The 20,182-nt window shown below is 68.9% G+C and carries 16 protein-coding genes; 15 read left to right on the top strand and 1 reads right to left on the bottom strand.

Features of this window, described 5'->3' with window-relative positions; translation table 11 throughout:
* Nucleotides 1–63 precede the first annotated feature (63 nt).
* The 9 genes from ACIQMJ_RS35465 to ACIQMJ_RS35425 all read left to right on the top strand — a co-directional run bounded on the left by ACIQMJ_RS35465 (nt 64) and on the right by ACIQMJ_RS35425 (nt 12,814).
* Nucleotides 64–1,284, top strand: a complete 1,221-nt coding sequence (locus ACIQMJ_RS35465) for a thiolase family protein (protein ID WP_499765375.1) — start codon at nt 64–66, stop codon at nt 1,282–1,284.
* Nucleotides 1,281–3,392 carry a 3-hydroxyacyl-CoA dehydrogenase NAD-binding domain-containing protein gene (locus ACIQMJ_RS35460; protein WP_499765374.1) on the top strand — a complete coding sequence of 704 codons (2,112 nt, stop codon included), beginning with the start codon at nt 1,281–1,283 and terminating at the stop codon, nt 3,390–3,392. Before ACIQMJ_RS35465 ends, ACIQMJ_RS35460 begins: the two co-directional genes overlap by 4 nt.
* A gap of 65 nt (nt 3,393–3,457) precedes the next feature.
* Nucleotides 3,458–3,880: an HNH endonuclease gene (locus tag ACIQMJ_RS35455; RefSeq protein ID WP_499765373.1), complete on the top strand. Its 423-nt coding sequence runs from the start codon at nt 3,458–3,460 to the stop codon at nt 3,878–3,880.
* Between the two features lie 138 nt (nt 3,881–4,018).
* On the top strand, nt 4,019–5,383 hold the full coding sequence (locus ACIQMJ_RS35450; RefSeq protein ID WP_499765372.1) for a plasmid pRiA4b ORF-3 family protein: 1,365 nt from the start codon (nt 4,019–4,021) through the stop codon (nt 5,381–5,383).
* Nucleotides 5,384–5,473: 90 nt separating this feature from the next.
* On the top strand, nt 5,474–9,691 hold the full coding sequence (gene pglW / locus ACIQMJ_RS35445) for a BREX system serine/threonine kinase PglW (RefSeq protein WP_499765371.1): 4,218 nt from the start codon (nt 5,474–5,476) through the stop codon (nt 9,689–9,691).
* A 105-nt stretch (nt 9,692–9,796) separates the two neighbouring features.
* Nucleotides 9,797–10,159: a PE domain-containing protein gene (locus ACIQMJ_RS35440; RefSeq protein ID WP_499765370.1), complete on the top strand. Its 363-nt coding sequence runs from the start codon at nt 9,797–9,799 to the stop codon at nt 10,157–10,159.
* 5 nt (nt 10,160–10,164) lie between these two features.
* On the top strand, nt 10,165–10,737 hold the full coding sequence (locus tag ACIQMJ_RS35435) for a DUF3558 domain-containing protein (protein ID WP_499765369.1): 573 nt from the start codon (nt 10,165–10,167) through the stop codon (nt 10,735–10,737).
* Between the two features lie 17 nt (nt 10,738–10,754).
* Complete coding sequence (locus tag ACIQMJ_RS35430) at nt 10,755–12,038, top strand: PPE family protein (RefSeq protein ID WP_499765368.1); 1,284 nt, start codon at nt 10,755–10,757, stop codon at nt 12,036–12,038.
* 8 nt (nt 12,039–12,046) lie between these two features.
* Nucleotides 12,047–12,814: an ESX secretion-associated protein EspG gene (locus tag ACIQMJ_RS35425; RefSeq protein ID WP_499765367.1), complete on the top strand. Its 768-nt coding sequence runs from the start codon at nt 12,047–12,049 to the stop codon at nt 12,812–12,814.
* Nucleotides 12,815–12,893: 79 nt separating this feature from the next.
* On the opposite strand, the gene ACIQMJ_RS35420 is transcribed toward ACIQMJ_RS35425, so the two are convergent.
* On the bottom strand, nt 12,894–13,193 hold the full coding sequence (locus tag ACIQMJ_RS35420; protein ID WP_499765366.1) for a hypothetical protein: 300 nt from the start codon (nt 13,191–13,193) through the stop codon (nt 12,894–12,896).
* Nucleotides 13,194–13,318: 125 nt separating this feature from the next.
* Between ACIQMJ_RS35420 and ACIQMJ_RS35415 the strand changes: the two genes are divergently transcribed.
* From ACIQMJ_RS35415 to ACIQMJ_RS35390, 6 genes are all read left to right on the top strand, one after another.
* Entirely contained in the window at nt 13,319–14,167 is an 849-nt protein-coding gene (locus ACIQMJ_RS35415; protein ID WP_499765365.1) for a helix-turn-helix domain-containing protein, read from the top strand.
* Between the two features lie 12 nt (nt 14,168–14,179).
* On the top strand, nt 14,180–14,353 hold the full coding sequence (locus tag ACIQMJ_RS35410) for a DUF397 domain-containing protein (RefSeq protein ID WP_499765364.1): 174 nt from the start codon (nt 14,180–14,182) through the stop codon (nt 14,351–14,353).
* Nucleotides 14,354–14,411: 58 nt separating this feature from the next.
* The gene (gene pglX / locus ACIQMJ_RS35405; protein WP_499765363.1) at nt 14,412–18,308 is read left to right on the top strand and encodes a BREX-2 system adenine-specific DNA-methyltransferase PglX; all 3,897 of its coding nucleotides are present in this window, start codon (nt 14,412–14,414) and stop codon (nt 18,306–18,308) included.
* A gap of 77 nt (nt 18,309–18,385) precedes the next feature.
* Nucleotides 18,386–19,072 carry a hypothetical protein gene (locus tag ACIQMJ_RS35400; protein WP_499765362.1) on the top strand — a complete coding sequence of 229 codons (687 nt, stop codon included), beginning with the start codon at nt 18,386–18,388 and terminating at the stop codon, nt 19,070–19,072.
* Entirely contained in the window at nt 19,069–19,395 is a 327-nt protein-coding gene (locus ACIQMJ_RS35395; RefSeq protein WP_499765361.1) for a hypothetical protein, read from the top strand. Before ACIQMJ_RS35400 ends, ACIQMJ_RS35395 begins: the two co-directional genes overlap by 4 nt.
* Nucleotides 19,392–20,156 (top strand): hypothetical protein, encoded by a 765-nt coding sequence (locus ACIQMJ_RS35390; protein WP_499765360.1) that lies wholly within the window; start codon nt 19,392–19,394, stop codon nt 20,154–20,156. The genes ACIQMJ_RS35395 and ACIQMJ_RS35390 overlap by 4 nt, the downstream gene beginning before the upstream one ends.
* Nucleotides 20,157–20,182: the final 26 nt, after the last annotated feature.

The raw sequence follows: 20,182 nt of genomic DNA, 5'->3' as shown, positions 1-20,182 counted from the left end.
CCGATCGGTAGGAGTCGCGCCCGACCGCTCGGGCGAATCGTCACCACAAGCGGAGGAGACGCCGTGGCCGCACCAGAAGCGCCGGCACGCGTTCGAAACGTGGTCTTCGTGGACGGCGTGCGCACGCCGTTCGGCAAGGCCGGCCCCAAGGGAATCTTCGCGGAGACCCGTGCCGACGACCTGGTCGTCAAGGTGATCCGCGAGCTGCTGCGCCGCCACCCCGAACTGCCGCCGGAGCGGGTCGACGAGGTGGCCATCGCCGCCACCACCCAGATCGGCGACCAGGGCCTGACCATCGGCCGCACCGCGGCGCTGCTCGCGGGCCTGCCGAAGTCGGTGCCCGGCTACGCCGTCGACCGCATGTGCGCGGGCGCGATGACGGCCGTGACGACGTCGGCCAGCGGCATCGCGTTCGGCGCGTACGACGTGGTGATCGCGGGCGGCGTCGAGCACATGGGCCGCCACCCGATGGGCGAGGGCGTCGACCCCAACCCGCGGTTCCTGTCCGACAAGATCGTGGACCCGTCCGCGCTCGTCATGGGCTCGACGGCGGAGAACCTGCACGACCGGTTCCCGCACATCACCAAGGAGCGCACCGACGCGTACGCGGCGGCGTCGCAGGCCAAGTACGCCGACGCGGTGAAGAACGGCAAGATCGGCCCGGAGCTCGTGCCGGTCGCGACCCGGTCCGCCGAGAACGGCTGGGGCCTGGCCACCGCCGACGAGCCGCCCCGTCCCGGCACCACGGTCGAGGACCTGGCCAAGCTGAAGACGCCGTTCCGCCCCCACGGCCGGGTCACCGCGGGCAACGCGGCCGGCCTGAACGACGGCGCCACCGGCTGCATCCTGGCCGAGGAGGAGACCGCCCGCGAGCTCGGTCTGCCGGTCGGCATGCGGCTGGTCGGCTACTCCTTCCTGGGCGTCGAGCCCGAGGTCATGGGCATCGGCCCGGTCCCGGCGACGGAGAAGGCCCTCAAGCGCGCGGGCCTGACCATCGACGACATCGGCCTGTTCGAGATCAACGAGGCGTTCGCCGTGCAGGTGCTCGCCTTCCTCGACCACTTCGGCATCGCCGACGACGACCCGCGGGTCAACCAGTGGGGCGGTGCGATCGCCACCGGCCACCCGCTGGCCTCCTCGGGCGTGCGCCTGATGACCCAGCTGTCGCGGCAGTTCGCCGAGCGCCCCGACGTGCGCTACGGCATCACCACCATGTGCATCGGCATCGGCATGGGCGGGACCGTCATCTGGGAGAACCCGCACTGGAATGGGGAGAACAAGTGACCGCGTTGACCGCTGACGAGGCCAAGGCCCTGTTCCCCGACGAGGTCGTGACCCACGCCCGCACCAGGCTCGTCCCGGTGCCCGGCCTGGACGGCCAGGTCGCCCTCATCACCATCGACAACGGCCACGACCACACCCGGCCGTCCACGTTCGGCCCGCAGTCGCTGGTGAGCCTGAGCGCGGCGTTCGACGAGGCCGCGGCGGCGTCCCCGGTGGCGATCGCGGTCACCGGCAAGCCGTTCGTGTTCGCCGTCGGCGCGGACCTCACCGCCGTCGAGGGCGCTTCCGAGCGCTCGCAGGCCGTGACGATCGGTCAGCTCGGCCACGACGTGTTCCGCAAGTTCACCGAGTCGACGGTGCCGACCTTCGCGTTCGTCAACGGCGCGGTGATGGGCGGCGGCCTGGAGCTGGCGTTGTCGTGCCACTACCGGACGCTGGCGTCCAACGCGGCGGCCATCGCGCTGCCCGAGGTGTTCCTCGGCCTGTTCCCGGGCTGGGGCGGCACGCAGCTGCTGCCGAACCTGATCGGCGCGAACGACGCGGTCACCGTGATCTTCGAGAACGCGTTGAACCAGAACAAGATGCTCAACCCGAAGCAGGCGCTGGACCTGGGCATCGCGGACGTGCTGTTCGACTCGGCGGACTACCTGGAGCAGTCGCTGCTGTGGCTGGCCTCCGTGGTGCGCGGCGACGTCGTGCCGGCGCGCCGCGAGATCGACCGCGGCGCGGGCTGGGACGCGGCCGTGGCGCGGGCTCGCGCGATCGTCGACGGCAAGACCAAGGGCGCGGCTCCCGGTGCGCTCAAGGCGTTGGAGCTGCTGGAGCTGGCGCGCGCCAACGACCTGGACGCCGGGTACGCGGCGGAGACCGAGGCGCTGGCGGACGTCGTGATGAGCGACGAGCTGCGGGCCGGGCTGTACTCGTTCAACCTGGTGCAGAAGCGGGCCAAGCGGCCGGCGGGCGCGCCGGACAAGTCGTTGGCGCGCAAGGTCACCAAGGTCGGCATCGTCGGCGCGGGCCTGATGGCGTCGCAGATGGCGCTGCTGTTCGCGCGGCGGCTCGAGGTGCCGGTGGTGCTCACCGACATCGACCAGGCGCGCGTGGACAAGGGCGTCGGGTACGTGCACGGCGAGATCGACAAGCTGCTCGGCAAGAAGCGCGTGTCGCCGGACAAGGCGAACCGGCTCAAGGCGCTCGTCACGGGCTCGCTGGACAAGGCGGCGTTCGCGGACGCGGACTTCGTCATCGAGGCCGTGTTCGAGGACCTGGGCGTCAAGCAGAAGGTGTTCGCCGAGGTCGAGGAGCACGTCTCGCCCGAGGCCGTGCTGGCGACCAACACGTCGTCGCTGTCGATCACCGAGATGGCGTCGGGCCTCAAGCACCCCGAGCGGGTCGTGGGCTTCCACTTCTTCAACCCGGTCGCGATCATGCCGCTGCTGGAGATCGTGCGCGCCGGGCAGACCGACGACGCGACGCTGGCGACCGCGTTCGCGGTGGGCAAGCAGCTGAAGAAGTCGTCCGTGCTGGTGAAGGACGCCCCGGCGTTCGTGGTGAACCGGCTGCTGACCCGGTTCATGGGTGAGGTCGTGAAGTCGATCGACGAGGGCACGCCGTTCGAGGTGGCGGACAAGGCCACCGAGCCGCTGGGCCTGCCGATGTCGCCGCTGATCCTGTTGCAGCTCGTCGGCCCGGCCGTGGCGCTGCACGTGGCGGAGACCATGCACGCCGCGTTCCCGGACCGCTTCGGCGTGTCGGAGAACATGAAGGCGTTCGTGAAGGCCGGCAAGACCGCCGTGTACCAGTGGGACTCGACGGGCAAGCAGACCGTGGACCCCGAGGTGCAGGCGCTGTGGTCGTTCGGCGACCAGCCGCTGACCGGTGACGAGGTCTTCGCGCGGGCGCTGGAGGCGCTGGCCGAGGAGATCCGGATCATGCTCGACGAGGGCGTGGTGGCCGAGGCGCAGGACATCGACCTGTGCATGATCCTGGGCGCCGGTTGGCCGTTCTGGCTGGGCGGCATCACCCCCTACCTGGACCGTTCGGGCATCTCGGAGAAGGTGACGGGCAAGCGCTTCCTGCCGGCCGGCGTCGCCTCCGTCCCGGCCTGACCCGCCAGACCCCTGCGCCCCGGCCGTCGTGCGACGGTCGGGGCGCAGTGCTTTCCTGGTGGTCGATGCCCGCCCCCACCGCCCCCACCGCCCGCGACCGCGCGACCCGCCTCGCCGAAGCCGTCCTCCGCGACGGCGGCGACTGCACGTGGTGCCGCCGGGAGTTCACCGGCCACGTCACGCCCACCACCGACCACCTCGTCCCGAAGGTCAAGGGTGGCCCGTCGTGGCTGGAGAACGAGGTCGCCGCGTGCCGCCGCTGCAACCGCGAACGCGGCCACTCCTCCCCCACCGACTGGCTGGCCGAGTGCGAACGCCGTGGCTGGCACCCCGACCGGGACCGCGTGACCACGGCCCTGAAGGCCCTGTCCCGCGCCATCACGGACCGGGGAGGTCAGCGCCGTGCCCGCCCCTACCTGGCCGCCCAGCTCCGCCGCTTGACGAACGCGGCCGGCAGACGTGCGGGCGGTCTTCCCGAGTCCGGCTGACCACCGGCAGGGTGCCCTCCTCCCATTCGTGGTGAGGAATGTCCGGGCCCAGGAGCCCTGTGCGACGCCACTGACGCGGCCGGCACGATTGGGCGGGTGTCGAACGATGCCCAGCCCACTCTGTCCGACTTCCGAGCGATGCTGGCTGACCAAGGAGCCCCCGAGCAGGCTTTGGCGCTGGTCGACACCGCCCGGGACGTGCCCGACGCGGTGGGGCGCCTGACCGCGGCAGGCTTCGTCCAGCCGGTGGCCGAGCTCGCGATGGCGTTCCTCGACGGCTTCTCACCACTGCTGGAGCCGGGTTGCGGACCACTGGACGCCGAGCTGAACGCTTCGGAGTTCCTGGGCGCGATGGGAGACAGCGTCGATCCGCGGGACTTCCCGGACATGGTGGCCGCCATGATCTCCGACGCCGAGGCCACGGGCAGGCCGGAAGCACTCGCGCTGGCCAGGTCGTTCGCGGTGCTCGCGCCGCCCGAGGTGCGGCCGCTCGCGGCCCAGGCCGCCGACCGCCTCGTCTCGAGCGGGCTGCGCGACCCGAAGTGGGCGGCGACGGTGGGCAAGCCGACCGTCGGCGCTTGCTTCGGCTACACGGACCCGCGCGGCGCTCAAGAGGGGTTGGCGCTGACCTTCTCGTACGGACGCAAGTCGCACGTCCTCGTCCTGTTGATCGACCACGACCTCGGCGGCCTCAAGGACTGCTTCGTCAGCGACCAGCCGAAACAGATCCGGGCCGGGTACGTCCACGCAGCCGCAGAGCTGGGCGTCCCGTTCCGGGAGTACACGCCCGAACAGGCGCGCAGGATCGTGGCGGACGTGCTGGAACGCGAGCCGTGCCCGGTCGAGCCGGACCAGGTCGAGGACGTGACGACGACCCTGGCGCTGCTCGAACAGCGGCTGGAACTGCTCCCGGAGGCCGCGCCGACCGCCCTCGACACCAGCGTGCACCGGCTGAAGATCACCCTGCGCGGGTCGAAGCCGCCGATCTGGCGTCGACTGGAGGTGCCGTCCTCCACGCCGCTGGTGCGACTGCACCAAGCCATCCAGGACGCGTTCGCCTGGGAGGACTACCACCTGTGGGTCTTCGACACGCCGGAGGGCGAGTACGGGATGCCCGACCCGGAACTGGGTCACGGCGACGCCTCAACCGTGACGGTGGCCGACGTGGCGAAAGCCCCGAAGGATCGAATCGGCTACCTATACGACTTCGGGGACGCCTGGGACCACGACATCCTGGTGGAGGACGTCGTGCAAGCCGAACCGAGTGCCGCCTACCCTCGCTGCCTCACCGGCCGCCGGGCCGCCCCACCGGAGGACAGCGGCGGCATCTGGGGCTACGCGCACCTGTGCGACGTGCTGGCCGACCCCGAGCACCCGGAGCACGCCGAACGGCTGGAGTGGCTGGAACTGGACTCCGCCGCCGACTTCGACCCGGCCGCCTTCGACGCCGACGAGGTGAACGACTACCTCTCGCGCCAGGCGAAGGTCCTGGTCAAGCCATGACGGTCACCCCGACGAGGTGATCCGGAGGTAACGCGTCGGCACCGGTCTCCCGATCGGGGATGATGAGGCCGTCGAGTCGAAGGGTGCGGGGTGGACGAGCAGTCGAGCAGGTGGCACGAGATCACGCAGTCCGCGTTCACGCACGAGCGGGCGGCGCTGCGACAGGTGCGCGAACTGCTGCCCGACCGGCACCCGTACGAGGCGTGGTCGAACTTCACGTTCACCTCCCCGCACGGGCACATCCGCGAGGTGGATCTGCTGGTCGCCACGCCGAGCGGCCTGCACCTGATCGAGATCAAAAGCTTCAAGGGCCGGCTGGAGAACCGGCACGGCACGTGGGTTCAGCACCGTCCGAACAGTCGACATCCGCGCACGTTCGACAATCCGCTGCCCTTGGCCGACCAGAAGGCCAAGGAACTGAAGTCGCTGCTCGTCCAGGCGGCGCGGCAGGACCGGGTCGCCATCCCGTTCGTGGCACCGGCGGTCTTCCTGTCCGAGGCCGCGCTGGATGTCAAGCTCGACGACGCGCAGCGCCACGGCGTCTACGGACCCGAGAGCGGCAAGGTGCTGGACAAGATCGGCTCCGACCTGCTCACCGGCCAGATCAGCCGGACGCCGCTGAGCCCGGACTTCTCCCGCGCGCTGCCGCGGCTGCTGCAGCGGGTGGGCATCCACCCGACCCGGCGCAGCATCACCGTCGGATCGTGGCAGATTGAGCCTCGCCCGTACGACACGGGGCCGACGTGGCAGGACCACCACGCCCAGCGCGAGGACATGCCCGGCGAGTACCGCAGGGTCCGGATCTACCTCTACGAACGCGAAGGCGACTCGGACAAGCAGCGTTCGATCCGCGCCGCGGCCGAGCGCGAGTTCCGCGCCTGCCAGGGCATCCGCCACCCCGGTTTACTCGGCCCGGTGGACTTGGTCGACCACGAAGCGGGTCCCGCGCTGCTCATCGAGCAGCCCCGGGAGGCGCTTCGGCTCGACCACTACATGGCCCAGCACCACACTGACCTGGACCTGCCCACCCGGTTGGACATGGTGCGCCAGCTCGCCGAAGCGGTGCACTACGCCCACGAGCGGCGGCTGGTGCACCGTGCCCTGTCACCGCGTGCGGTGATCGTCCTGCCGACCGCCGGCGACTGGACGAAGCCGCAGTTGCAGGTGGGCGAGTGGCAGGCGGCGGCACGCGGCCTGTCCGGCTCCTCGACGGTGCACCGGCTGCGCCCCAGCTCGGGCGCGGTCGCCCACGTCGAGGCCGCCGCCGCGCCGTACCTGGCCCCGGACTTCACCGACGACCCGGACGGCACCGTCGCGATCGACGTGTTCGGCGTCGGCGCAATCGCCTACCTGGTGCTGACCGGCCAGCCGCCCGCCGGTACCCGCTCCGAGCTGCTCGACCAGCTGGCCCGGCACGGCGGCCTGCACCCGCGTGCGGTCGACGACAGCATCCCCGACGACCTCGACGCGGTGGTCGCGCTGGCCACCGACCCGGTGGTCCGGGACCGGTTCGCCGACGTCGAGCAGTTCCTGGAGGAGCTGTCCGCGTTCCAACGGCTCGGCGAGCCTTCGGGCGACCGCGCCGACCCATGGGACGCCGCGCCAGGTGAGCGGCTCGCCGACTCCGACTACCTGGTGCAGCGAGTCCTGGGCACCGGCGCCACCGCACGAGCGTTCCTGGTCGAGCACGACAACACGGACACGGTCCTGAAGGTCTCGCGGTCGGCCGACGCCGTCGACCGGCTCGCCGACGAGGCCACCGCCTTGGAGGACCTGCGGCACGAGCACATCGTCGTGCGCCGGCGCAGCCTGTTCCCGCTGGGCAGCCGGCACGCGATCGAGATCGACTACGCGGGCGACCGGTCGCTGGCACACATCCTGCGCGACGAGGGCGCGCTGCTACCCGACAAGCTGCAACTCCTCGGCGACCAACTGCTCGACGCCCTGTCCTACCTGGAGCGCAAGGGCGTGCTCCACCGCGACATCAAACCGGACAACCTGGGCCTGCGCAGCCACCCCAAGTACGGGCAGGGCCTGGTGCTGTTCGACTTCTCGTTGGCCGGCGCCCCGCTCAACGACGTGAACGCCGGTACCCGCGGATACATCGACCCGTTCCTGGGCAGCGACCGCCGCCCGGTGTACGACCTGCACGCGGAGCGCTACGCGGCGGCCGTGACGTTGCACGAGATGGCGAGCCTGGAGCTGCCGTCGTGGGGCGAGGACGGCACGAATCCCCGGTTCCACACTGAGCCGGTGACGTTGGCCGCCGAGCTGTTCGAGGCGGGGCTGCGGGAGCCGCTGCGCGAGTTCTTCAGCAAGGCGCTCCATCGCGACGCCGACAAGCGGTTCACCTCGGCCGCCCAGATGCGCGAGGCGTGGCAGCGGGTGTTCACCGCGTTGGACGCGACGGCGCCGGCCTCGGTGTCGTCCAGCGGTTCCGACGACCCGGAGGAGCTGCGCCAGGAGGCAGCCGAGCGGGCGACCCTGGACACCGCTCTCAACGCGGCCGGGCTGACGCTGCGGGCGGTCGCGGTGGCGAACCGGCTCGGCGCCGACACCGTCGGTGACCTGCTCGACCTGCGGATCAACGACGTGCGCAAAGCCCGTGGGCTGAGCCGCAAGACGCGGACCGAACTCCTCGACCGCATCGCCGCGTGGCGGACCAGGCTCGTGACCGAGCCGGGCGTGATCACGACCGCGCCACTGCCGTCCGACGTCACCGGCTCGCGCCTGCCGCTGGACGCGATCGTCGCGATGCTCCTGCCGAAGGTCAAACGCCGCAACGACACCCAGGCCGCGATCAGCCGCCTGCTGCTCGGTCTGCCCGACGAGAACGGCGTGCTGCCGCAGACCCGGTGGCCGACGAGCGTCGTGGTCGCGAGGGACACCAACCTCACCCAGGGGCGGATCAGCCAGGTCCTGTCCGCGCGCCGCCGGGCCTGGTCGACCCTCGACGTGCTCGACACCGCGCTCGGCGAGGTGATCGACACTCTGGTGTCGTTCCGCCGGGTCGCCGCCGCCGAGGAGCTCGCCGAGCACCTGCTGGCGCAGCACGGCTGCTCGGACGTGGAGTCGCACCCGGTGCGCATGGCTTACGCCTACGCCGTGCTGCGGGCCGCCTACGAGGTGGACTGGCAGCGCGACGAGCCGCGGTTGTCGTTGCGCCGCCACCACGAGCGGGTGCTGCTGGCATTGCAGGTCGGCTCCGGGGACCCGGTGGACACGCCGTCCGACGAGTCGTTGCTGGACCTGGCCGAGCGGTTGGCGGACAAGGCCGGTGAGCTGGCCGCCCAGGACCCGTTGCCCACGCCGACCGCGGTGGTGCGCGAGTTGGCGGCCTGCGCGGAGCGGACCGGTGAGGTGTTCGACGAGAAGCGCCTGGTCCGGCTGGCGGCAGCGGGCTCCGGGACGGTGTTGGCCAACCTCCGCCTGGAGCTGTACCCCCGGAGCCTGTCCCCGGTGCGGGCGCTCCGGCTGGCGCAGGCGGGCGCGGGGATGCCCGAGGGCGGCCTGACCGCCGACGGCGTGCAGCAGCGGCTGGACAACCGGTTCCCCGGCCTCGACCGCCTGCCGACCGGCCGGGACCTGGCGGAGCTGCTGACCGAGGCCGGGTTCCCGGTGACCTGGGACGGCGAGCTCTACCGGCCGCGCACGCCCGAGACGACCGGCGTGACGCGGGTGACCTCCTCGACCGGGTCGCTGAGCCACCACCCGATCGTCTCCGGCACCGCCGCCAGTGACGTGGACGCTCGCCTGGTCGACGCGGCGCAGCGCGGCGGGGTGCGGATCATCACCGTGCGGCGCAAGCGCTGGGCTCAGGCGCGGGCCGCGGTGGAGGCCGCGCTGGGCGTGCCGGTGGCGGACGTAACGGCGGCATTCGTGGCCGCTTTGCGCGACGTCGCCAAGGCGCACCGCATCCCCGACTTCGACCGCGTGCTCCACGCCGACGCCGCCGATCCCGGCAGCAGGGACCAGCTGAACCTGCACCGGGTGGTCGAGCAGGCGTGCGGAGCGCTGGAGCGGGAGTGGACACGCCAGCCCGTGTTGGCGCTGGACAGCCTTACCCCGCTCGGGCGATACCCCGCCGGACAGGCTCTGCTGGAACGCCTTGCCCAGCGCGCCCGCTACGGCGGAGAAGGCGACGGATCGGTTGGACCGGACGCGCTGGTGCTGTTGTGCCCAATGGGTGATGAAACGACGGTCCCTCGTGTCAACGACTACATCGTCAGAGTGAACACGCCCGAAGAGTGGATTATTGCCCGGTCTCCGTGGCCTGCGGCCGGGATACTTCATTCGCACGCAGGTTGAGTCCACCGGTCTCGCAACCCGGTGGCTCCGCCATGCCCGAACCCGAACACGGAAAGCGACGAACCACGTGCACTAAGTGATCATGGCAGGAGAAGGGGAGATCTCATGCCGTTCATGGAGAGTGCCGGCGAAGGCGGTGCCCCGGCGCCCGCCGGACCGGTCACGATGCAAGTCGAGCCAGGCCAGATCCTGGCGCTCAAGGCCCGCTACGAGGCCGTCCGCGACACGGTCCAGGACTTCTTGCGCCGACAGCGCGACAACTTGCGGGGCAAGCCGGTAGCCGAGGACGAGGTGTCACGCGACGCAGCGACCGCGTTCGCCGAAAACGCCACCACGGCGATCGACGTGACCAGGGCGTTCATCGACCAACTGAACTTGAGCATCGATCAATTGGATCAGGCCGCGAAGACCTACAACCTCGTTGAAGACATCAACACCGCCGCCATGCAGCAGGACAGGGGACTCTGAGCATCATGCGTGGACCTCTCGTCGCCGTCCTGGCGATGTTGGCGCTCGTGGCGGCGTGCAGTCCATCCGTGGGGAAGCCGACTCCCGAAACGACCACCACAAACGCTGCCAAGCCGCCCTCGGCATCAACCGAACCATCGTCGACACGACCACGTGAGATCAGGCTCAACGACGTGCAGCCATGCGAACTGCTGACCGCGGAGCAACTTCCCACGCTCAAGATCGACCGCCAAGGCAGGCCCGAAGTCAGCGACTTCTACGGCACCACAGGCTGCGCATGGACGATCACCGGGGCGGACCACCGACTGCTTCCCGTCACGAAGGAGGGCATCGAGGCGTGGACCGACGGCGAACGAACCGGGCAGCCCACCGAGATCGAACCGATCCTCGGCTTCCCTGCGATCACGGTGACCTTGCCATCCGATCCTGACAACTGCGACGTCATGGTCGATACCGCCGACGGGCAGTACCTCGTTGCGACGTTCTCGGTCAGTCAGAGCTTCAAAGATCGCTTCCCCAAGCCGTGTGACGGGGCGCGGCAACTCGCGGAAGCGGCTATGCAGAACTTGTTCAAGTAGGGGGGCGGAGCACTCAAATGGGTGGGATAGGTAGCCACAACTTCGACGCGCAGTCGCACGAGCAGCTCTACGACAAGATCCACAGCGGGCCGGGGCACTCGGCGGTGCAGGCCGTTGACGACGCCTGGAACAGCTTCCGCGCGGTGATGGGCAACGCGAAGAGCGAGCTGGAGTCGGCGATCCGGGACGCGGGGGTGGTCTGGGTCGGTGCGGCGGGCGAGCGGTTCACCGGAAGCGCGGCTCCGCTGGTGCAGTGGGCCGAGGACGCCCGTGTCGCCGGCGTCGAGACGCACAACGCCTTCTCCGCCCAGGCCTCCCACTACAGCGGCGCGAAGACGCGGATGCCGGAGCCGGTCGAGGTCACGTCCACGGCGAACGACGACTTCCTCGGCATCCCGGCCGGTTTCACCCACCTGGTCGGCGGTCAGACCGACCAGGACGTCCAGGAGCAGCAGGCGAACGAAGCCAAGCGCGAAGCGGTTCGGGTGATGAACGGCTACCGCGACGGTGCGTCCTCGGCGGTGAGCCTGCTGGGCACGTTCACGCCTCCGCCCCAGGTGACGACGCAGGTCACCGAACCGACGTTCGAGCAGTCCGAGGCGCAGAGCCGGTACTCCCAGCAGTTCTCGGACGGCCGGTGGAGCACGCCGGCTACCACCGACACGAGCCGGACCACCACCGCCCAGCCGCAGCAGCCGGTGGGCCCTCCCCCAGCCGTCGCGCCCATTGGCGGCGACACCAACACCTCGGCAGTCGGGACGACGCCGGAGGTCGCGCCGCGCCCCGGCACCACGCCGATCACTCCCCCGCCCTACGCACCCGGCCCGCCGCAACCGCCGGTGGCGGTGCCGCCACCCCGCATGATCAGGCCGAAGTCTGTCCCGGACTTCCATGACCGGCGGACCTCCTTTGGTGGCAACCCACCCGGCAAGGGCACCGGTTCGGGCATTCCCAAGGGAATCGGCGGCAACCCGCCCGGTGGCGCATCGAGGTTCGGCGGCGGTCTGCCCGGCGTTCCGGGCCACCCGGGCCACGGCGGTCAGCCGTTCGGCCACGGCTCGTCCTCCGGCATGGCCGGAGAGCAGCACGCCAACCGCGCCGGTGCCGGAGGTGCGGCAGGCGCGAGGGCCGCAGCGGGCGCTCCGGTGGTGGGTGGCATGGCCGGCGCACCGCAAGGCGGTCGGGGCGAGGAGGACATCGAACACAAGGCCGCGCCGTACCTGGAAGAGCTGGACGACGTGTGGGGCGAGGACTCCATGCCACGGGTCGCGCCACCGGTGATCGGGGACGACGGCCTGTGAGATTCGCTTTGTCCCGACTCGAGTTCGAGCTGTGCTGGGATCACCTGAAGCTCGGCGAGTACCCGACGATCCTGACGATTCCCTCCCACGGCGCGACGATGGACGAGCGTCGCGCGTTGTTGAACGACGCGTGGCGCTCGCTGGAGGCACGCGGGCTGGCGGAGCGTGGCGAGTTGGACGCCCGCCTGGCCGGTTCGTTGGAGCTGCTGGCACGCCCCGAACGCGAGGTCGACGCCCGGCTGCGACTGGACTCCGGCCCACGGGTCCGCGCGGTCGCGGCGGCCCGGCGCGGACACGCGGTGTCGGCCGTCCTGACCGCGGACGCGCTGGCGTTGAGCCGAATTGACGACACCGCTCTCGCCGCGTCGATGGTGTCGCTGCTGCCTCCGCACCCGACACCCCGATCACGGTCCATCAGCCTCCCCGCGGCCGACCTGGAACGCGCGGCGGCTGCCGCCGGTGAATCCGCCGCACGCTTGGAGAACGCGCTGCGGGACGCGGGCCTGCCTCGGCCCGACGCGCAGAAGGTCGGCTCGGTGCTCGGCAACGTGCAGAGGATGGGCCAGTTCGGCGTGGCGGTCCGCCCGACCCTGCACGGTCGAGCAGGGCCGCGGAGGCGCGGACCTTACGCGGTGTCGTTCTACGACACCCCGGAAGGGCGGTGGCAGTTCACCCGCCGACCGTCCGGTGACGGCCGGGAGTGGTCGACACTGAGCCCGGCCGACCACCAGCGGCTCGTTCACGCCGTGTCGGAGTTGCTGGGCTCGACCGGCTGATCGGACTCGACGGACTCCTGATCGACCTGGTTGGTCAGGAGTTCCGCCATCGTCAAGTCCTCGACGGGCTTCTCGGGTGTCACCCCTGCTTCCGCTCGATACCGGCGATGTCGAGAATGCTCTCCTCGGCGACGCCGTCGAACGGCATCAGGGCCAGCCGGAGATCGCTGCGCAGCACGCACTCCGACGACTCGCACGCCGCACACCGGCCCGTCTTGTCAAGCGGGTGCGTGCCCAGGCACGTGGTGACGGCGCCCACCAGCCGATGCGTCTCCGCCCGAGCCATCTGCAACGACTTCCGGTCGGAGTTGTAGAGCACCCCGACCAGCACGGCCGCCAGGTGCCGCCGCAGCACTCGATCTTCCTCAACGGTGTTCATGCGGCCGAGGATGGCACCCGAGTCCCTACCGACACCAGGCTTTGCAGTCGTTCGATTGGGTGACTTTTCGCAGCTAGAAGCATGTCTTGCGCTGCACTCTTTGCAACATCGGCAAAGGTGGAAAAATGGGCAAGAATCAGACCGGTGTCAGTACCAGGGGAATCGGCTTCGAGCTGGAACGACTGCGCAAGGCCGCCAAGCTCAACCTGCAAAGCGTGGCACAAGGTCTCGGAGTCTCCATCAGCACGATCAGCCGCTTGGAGAACGGCAAGCGGGAGCCCACCGTCGAGGAGGTGGCCTCCATCCTCACCGTCATCGGCGTCGTGGGCGCAGAACGCCATCGACTGCTCGACCAGGCACGAGGTGGCAGCGGACTCGGCCTTGTGGAGGGCAGTAACCCGACCGTGCAGAGCCGGACCTATCTCAACTTCGAGATCCGGGCCACCACGATCACCAACTTCGAGTTGATGTTGGTGCCCGGACTCGCGCAGACCGCCGAGTACGCCTTCGCGATCATCTCCGCGCTCATGTTGGATCAGGACGAACCCGACATCGAGGCTCGGGTGGCCCGGCGGATGGCGAGGCAGACCATCCTGGCCCGGTCCAGTCCGCCACAGGTGAACCTGATCATCGCCGAGGCAGCGCTGAGACTGTCGGTCGGCGGCCGGGAGGTGATGGCGCGGCAAATCCACCATCTGATCGACCTGAGCCACCGCCCCAACGTCTCCGTCCGCGTCATCCCGGCCGACGTCGGCCCGCACCCTGGCCTGGTCGGACAATTCGTCATCCTCGACTTCCGCGACGACCCGACTGTTGTGCACGTCGAAGACCGCGCGACCGGCCTGTTCTTGGGCGATCCGGCCCAGGTTGAGAGCTATAGGCTCACCTTGAAGAGGCTGACGGAAGTTGCGCTTGACGAGCAGGACAGCGTTTGGCTCATGTCGTCTATCGCGCGCGACCTCGATCGAGAGTGAGGTGGAGCGCACATGGCTGCGCCCGCATGGCGGAGAAGCACGTACAGCGCTGACTCGAACTGCGTCGAGGTGGCGCGAGGGACGGACACGGTGCGTCTTAGGGACTCGAAGTGCCCGGAAGCGGGTGGGTTCAGCGTGAGTGCGGACTCGTTCCGAGCCTTCGTGCGCTCGTTGAAGAACGACTGAGTCGCGAGCGGGGTGGTTGTGCCGTCCTGACCACCTCGCTCCCCTACCCTGACTCCTCGTGACGTCGCCCTCCCTTGATCGTGATCGCCTGTTGACTGACCTGCAGAAGCAGGTGCTGACACTTGAGGAAGACCTGCGTGAGCAGGTCGAACGACTGCCCGAGGTCAAAGCGAGGCTGGAGGAGCTGCACAAGGCCACGCTGACCTCGGCGACGTTCGGCACGTTCCTCGGCGAGCAGGTCACCCAGTCGGCCGTGGCGTGGGTGCTGGGCACGGTGTTCGTGCGGTGGTCCGAGGACAACGGCCTGATCGCCCCCGTGCTGTCCGGACCGGGCGACCGCCTCGCCGAGGCCGAGGACGCCCAGACCGCGTTCTTCCGTCAGCAGCCGCACGCCACCGACGCGGACTGGATCGAGCAGGGCTTCGACTCACTGCGGCGCAGCGACGCAGGCGCGGCCCTGTTCGACCGGGAGCACAACCCGGCGTACCGCATCCCGATGTCGCACGACGGCGCCAAGGCGTTGATCACCTTCTGGCGGTCCCGCCGGCCGGACGGCTCGCTGATCCACGACTTCCGCGACGACACGTGGAACACCCGCTTTCTCGGCGACCTCTACCAGGACATGTCACAGGCGGCGAAGGACAAGTACGCGCTGCTCCAGACGCCGGAGTTCGTCGAGGAGTTCATCCTCGACTACACGCTGACGCCCGCGCTGGACGAGTTCGGCCTGGACGGCTTCCGGCTGATCGACCCGACGTGCGGCTCAGGCCACTTCCTGCTGGGCGCGTTCCGCCGACTCGCGGACGCCTGGCGCGAGCGGAACCCGAGCCTGAGCGACACCGAGGTCGCCCGCAAGGCGCTCGACTCGGTGCACGGCGTGGACCTGAACCCCTACGCGGTCGCCATCGCCCGCTTCCGTCTCACCCTGGCCGCATGGCGGGTGGCGGGTGTGCAAACCATCGAGCAGGCGCAAGGTCAGCGCTGGGCGGTCACCGTCGCGATCGGCGACTCTCTGCTGGCCAACAAGCGCGGGACGCTCGACGGGATGGACGAGTTCGCCGGGATCAAGCTCACTTCGGAGGACGTCGAAGACTTCCCCAGCCTGCTCGATGCAGGCTCCTACCACGTGGTGGTCGGCAATCCGCCATACATCACGGTCAGCGATTCGGTACTGAACCAGGAGTACCGCCGCCACTACTCGGCCTGCCACCGCCAGTTCCAACTCACCGTGCCCTTCGCCCAAAGGTTCTTCGAGTTGGCACGGCGCGGTGGCCCGGACCGACGTGGTGCGGGATTCGTCGGCCAGATCACGTCGAACGGCTTCATGAAGCGCGAGTTCGGCACCAAGCTGATCGAAGACTTCTTCCCGACAATCGACCTTAGCCATGTCATCGACACCTCTGGTGCATACATTCCCGGTCACGGCACTCCAACCGTAATCCTTGTTGGACGCCACAGAACACCGCGCCGCGACCAGGGAATTCGCACCGTACTCGGCATCCGAGGAGAGCCTTCGCAGCCTATCGACCCGAGCAGGGGCGTAGTATGGAGAACAATCGTAGAGAACCTGAACTTCACCTCTACCGAAAACCAAACCTGGATTAGCGTAACCGACCTTCCGCGTGACCGGCTCAGCACGCATCCCTGGTCACTAAGCGGCGGAGGGGCAAACGAGCTCGTCGCGACAATAGAGACGAACCGGGAAACTGTCGACTCTTTCGGCGGCTCCGCTGGAGCGATGATAATAACCGGCGATGACGACGCATTCAAGGCACCCCTACGGACACTCCAGCAAGCAGGCATCGAGCAAACTGCACGCTTCTGCGAAGGCGAACAAGTCTACGACTGGCACGGCATTGGAAATTTTTCGATCCCGTGGACATATTCCAAGGATCACGACGCCTTGGATGGGGCTTCCATACCCCATACGCTCCGATGGCTCTGGCCGCGGCGCACATACTTGCGCCGCAGGAAGCGATTCGGGACACCAATGGAGGATATTCCCAGCATTCATTGGTGGGAAGTCCGCGAGATCTACCGACGTAAGCTCGCCGCACCCACCGCTATTGCCTACCGATTCATCGCCACACATAATAGAGCGTTCCTGCACCACCAGGAGATGGTGCCCAACCATGCGATCGTGACACTTACACTCCCCTTCGACTACCCCGAGGTGAAATACTTTGAAATCCTAGCCGCATTGAACTCATCAACCGCATGCTTCTGGCTTAAACAGGTGAGCCACAACAAGGGAAGCACTGTCGACAGCAAAGGGGCCCGTCAGACTACCGTAGCATGGGAAAACTTCTACGAGTTTAGCAGCACAAAACTTGAGAAGATGCCGATCCCGACCACATTGCCCGGAGGACGTGCACAGAAGCTCACAGAACTGGCACAAGAGCTGTCCACCCTGAGCCCTGCCAAACTCGTAGCTAACCGCAAACCCGAACCCAGCATTCTTACCCATGCCGATAGCAGATACAATTCCATTATCGAACAGATGATCGGCCAGCAGGAAGAGCTGGACTGGGACGTCTACCATCGGTATGACCTGATTTCCGAGGTGGATCTTGAGCAGGTTATCTCCGCCGATCCTTCCACAGTTCCAGGAATCAAGCCCGGAGAGCGGGCATTCGAGATTCACTTGGCTCGAAATGGTCTTGTAGATGACGAGAGCCGAAAGTGGTTCAGCCATCACGGCTCCACGCCGATCACCGAGCTGCCCGCCCACTGGCCGGAGGACTACCGCCGCGTGGTCGAGGCCCGCATCGCGCTCATCGAGAAACGCCGGGACATCGCGCTCATCGAGCGCCCCGAGTGCAAGCGCCGCTGGGCAACGGAACCGTGGGAAAAGCAGCAAGAGCGCGCCCTGCGCGAATGGCTGCAAGACCGGCTCGAAGCCCGCCACCTCTGGTACGCCGAGGACGCCAACGGCGTCGAGCAGCCGACCACGCGCTCCGTCTCCGAACTGACCGACCTCATGCGCAACGACGACGACTTCACCGAGGTCGCCCGCTTCTGGGCCTCCGACAATCTGGGCAGCCAGGACATCGACCTCGCCGACATCGTCGCCGCGCTGATCGACGAGGAGCACGTCCCCTTTCTCCCCGTCCTCCGCTACAAGCCCGCCGGCCTGCGCAAGCGCGCCGACTGGGAGCACGTCTGGGATCTCCAGCGCCAAGAGGACGCCATCGCCGCCCAGCTGGGCAAGGAAGTCACCGACCCGGCCGTGCGCAAGGCTGTCGCCGAAAGGCTCGAACCGATCCCCGTCCCTCCGAAGTACGGCTCGGGCGATTTCCTGCGCAATTCCTACTGGCGGCACCGCGGCAAGCTCGACGTCCCCAAGGAGCGCTTCATCTCCTACCCCGCCGCCACCCGCGACGGTGACGGGAGCCTGCTGCTGGGCTGGGCGGGCTGGAACCACCGGGAACAGGCGCACGCGCTCGCCGTCCTCATCAGCCACCGCCAAGGCGAAGAAGGCTGGGAACGCGACCGGCTCATCCCGCTCCTGGCCGGCCTGCATGAGGTGCTGCCGTGGGTGAAGCAGTGGCACGGCGACATCGACCCGGCCATCGGCGAGTCACCGTACGTCGTCTACCAGGGGTTCCTGGACAACCAGCTCAGCGAGCTGCACATCGCGCAGTCCGACCTCGCGGAGTGGCGGCCGTCCGCCAGGGTCGACGTCTCGCCGCTCCCGCGCAAAGTCGGTGGTCGCGTCGCACAGTCCGCCGCACCTCGCCGCGCCAAGGTCGACATCTCGTTCACCTCGGAGCAGTTCCAGGTGGTGCTGGACTTCGCGCGCAACGGTCCGATGACGACCGCCCAGGCGGCCGAGCTGACGGGCTTGCCGACCACCGCGACCCGAGCCCTGCTCAAGCGGTTGGTCGAACGCGGTGATCTCGTACAGACGGGGCAGAAGCGGGGCACGCGCTTCGAGGTGCCCGCCGGCACATAATCCCCGGTTCGCCTGCGCCCCACGCTGCCGCCCCGCTACAGTCCGGAGCCGAGTGACTACGGATCGCAGGGGGCGACGTGGGCGAGACATTCACATTCGGGTTCGAAGAAGGTGACGAAGAGGACCATCGGCCGCGCCGGAAGCAGGAAGCTGCTCCCGTCGTGGCCGACGTCCTGCGGGGGAGCGATTCCGGCGGCGTCGTGACCGTGACGGTCGACGACTCTGCCGACGTGCTGTCGGTGGCGCTGGCGGCACAGTGGAAGCAGGCCGTCGATCCCAGGGCTTTGGGCTCGGCCGTCACGTCAGCGATGAACGCGGCAACCATGCAGGCGCTGGCCAAGCAGGTCGAGCGACCAGTGACCGGGGCACCACCCGCGTCGCCGGTCCCGCCGCAGGACGGCTCGCGCATCACGCTGGCAGAGGCGACGCGGCTCATGGACGCCGTCACAGCCGACTTGGAGCGCTTCAAGCGACAGGTCGCCGAGGTGGTCGAACGGCCGGTGACCGCGGAGAGCCGAGGCGGGCACGTGCGCGGCACCGCGCACGGCGGGCAGGTGCTCGACATCGCCGTCGACCCGGCCTGGGCCCACACGGCCCGCATCAGCGAGTTGGAGCAGGAACTGCTGGAAGTGCTCCGGGCACTCCGGGTCCGCAGCGCTCCCGCTGACCTCGCACAGGGGCCGCAGAGCCCCGCCATCGCCGAACTCACCGCCCTGGTGAGCGATCCGAATACACTGCTGCGCCGAGTGGGGCTACTGCCATGACCGACATCTCCGTCGCGCTCGAAGCCATGCGCTCCGACGCCGCCCTGTGGATTGCGGCCTCGGAAAACCTGGAGAGCCCTCGTTCCGCGATCGGCGGGCTCGTGGTGACCGACACCGACATGTCGAAGTGGGCGTCCGACCGGGGCTTGCACCGCACCTACGACAACGCGCGTCTCGCGTTGGAGGACATGCTCGCGCAGGCGATCCAAGCGTTCCGCGGCTTGGGCGAGAGCCTGCACGCCGCCGCGAACACCTACGAGAGCGAAGAAGAAGCCAACCGGTTGGCGATGAACCGCATTCACAACGAGGGGGGCGGACGATGAACCCGCTCGCGCAACAGGTGGACCAGAAGAGGCAGGACGCCCAACAGGAGGTGAAGGCGTTCTTCGATCAGGTCGAGAGCGTCCTCAAGTGGGTGCCGCCCCCGCTGGAGTACATGATCGACCCCATCGTCCAGGGCATGCGGCTGCTCTCGGAGAAGGTGGCGGAACTCTGGGACCACGTCGGTCACCTGATCGACCAGTGGGGCGACCCGGACCGGCTCAAGCAGGTGGGCGAGCAGTGGGTGGCCCAGGTCGGCAACGTGCTGGGCGACATCGCGGGCACCATCGGGCTCGACAAGCTCCGGACGACCGTCGAGTGGGAGGGGCGCGCGGCCCGCGCCTACCACTCCGCGGTGCCGCCCCAGGCGGCCGGGTTGAACTCGATCAAAGACATCGCCAACCAGATGCGCGGTTCGCTCACCGCTCTGGCCAACGCGATCGAGGGCTTCCAGCTCACCATGTGGTTCGCGTTCGGTTCGTTCCTGATCGGCGCAGCCGGCGCGGTCGCGAGTGCGTGCACCGTCGTGGGCACCCCGGTGGGCATCGCCGCGTTGAGCGCCGCCTGCGGTGCGGCCATCGCACTCATCAGCACGGGCGTGCTCGCGATGCAGTCCCAGGTCAACACGATCGAGACCGAGCAGACAACGATCATGCAGAAGATCCACGACCTCGGTTCGGACTGGGCGATGCCCGACACCGGGGCGATGAGGGACGCCAGCGCCACCGATGGTGACGGGTCGGATTGGCGGCCGGGTTCGTGATCCACCCGGCACCCGGGTCACCACCG

Origin of the sequence: Actinosynnema sp. NPDC091369 (genome assembly GCF_044757065.1) — a bacterium.
Lineage (GTDB): Bacteria > Actinomycetota > Actinomycetes > Mycobacteriales > Pseudonocardiaceae > Actinosynnema.
This window is presented reverse-complemented; position numbering and strand designations above follow the sequence as displayed.